Genomic DNA, 989 nt, shown 5'->3' with positions numbered 1-989 from the left:
TCCTGGGCGAGCAGGGCGACGCGGCGCCGGTGCGGCGGCACCCAGGCGTCGTCGCCGGTGAGCACCCGGCCGTCGAGCGCGACGGTGCCGGCATCCGGCACCAGGAGCCCGCAGACGAGGTCGAGGACGGTCGACTTGCCGGCACCGTTCGGCCCGAGCAGCGCGACGGTCTCCCCCTCGCCCACGTAGAGCGCCACGTCCAGCCCCCGCGCGTCCAGGCGCACGTCCACGCGCAGCGTCACGGTGCCTCCCTCCGCACACGGGTGCCGGCGACGACCACCACCGCGACGACGACGAGCACCAGGGCCAGGGCGACCGCGGCGTCGGGATCGGCCTCGCGCTGCAGGTAGATCTCCAGCGGCAGCGTCCGCGTCACGCCCTGCAGGCTGCCGGCGAAGGTCAGCGTGGCGCCGAACTCGCCCAGGCTCCGGGCGAAGGCCAGCACCGCGCCGGACGCGAGCCCGGGCAGCACCAGGGGCAGGGTGACCCGCCGCAGCACGGTCGTGGGCGAGGCGCCCAGCGTCGCGGCGACCGCCTCGTGCCGGACGCCGGCCGTCCGTAGCGCCCCCTCCAGGCTCAGCACCAGGAACGGCAGCGAGACGAACGTCTGGGCCAGGACCACCGCCGTCGTCGAGAACGCGACCTGCACGCCCAGCACCTCGAGCGTCTCGCCGAGCAGCCCCCGGCGGCCGAAGGTGTAGAGCAGCGCGAGACCGCCCACCACCGGCGGCAGCACGAGCGGCACGAGCACGAGCGCGCGCAGGACGCCGAGCCCGGTGAAGGAGGCCCGGGCCAGCAGCAGCGCGATCGGCACGCCCAGCACGACGCACAGCACGGTGCTGACGGCCGCCGTGCGCAGGCTGAGCAGGAGCGCGTCGACGGCCGTGGCCGAGGTGAGCAGCGCGCCCAGGGACGTCCACGGGACGCGGACCACCAGGGCGACCAGCGGGAGCACTACGAGCAGCGCCCGACGCGGCCGGGCGACGAGC

The 989-nt window shown here is 76.2% G+C and carries 2 protein-coding genes; both read right to left on the bottom strand.

All coding sequences use genetic code 11. The features are described from left to right. Positions 1 to 242 (bottom strand): ATP-binding cassette domain-containing protein (locus AC2W7G_RS17170; RefSeq protein WP_485869509.1); only part of this gene is annotated, 242 nt, incomplete at its 3' end. Further along, complete coding sequence (locus AC2W7G_RS17165; protein ID WP_485869510.1) at positions 239 to 955, bottom strand: ABC transporter permease; 717 nt, start codon at positions 953 to 955, stop codon at positions 239 to 241. The genes AC2W7G_RS17170 and AC2W7G_RS17165, both read right to left, overlap by 4 nt. Positions 956 to 989 lie beyond the last annotated feature (34 nt).

Source organism: Aeromicrobium sp. PFPM2_SD2 (assembly GCF_057364525.1).
The sequence above is the reverse complement of the archived record's forward strand: the minus strand, read 5'-3'. Positions and strand labels throughout refer to the sequence as shown.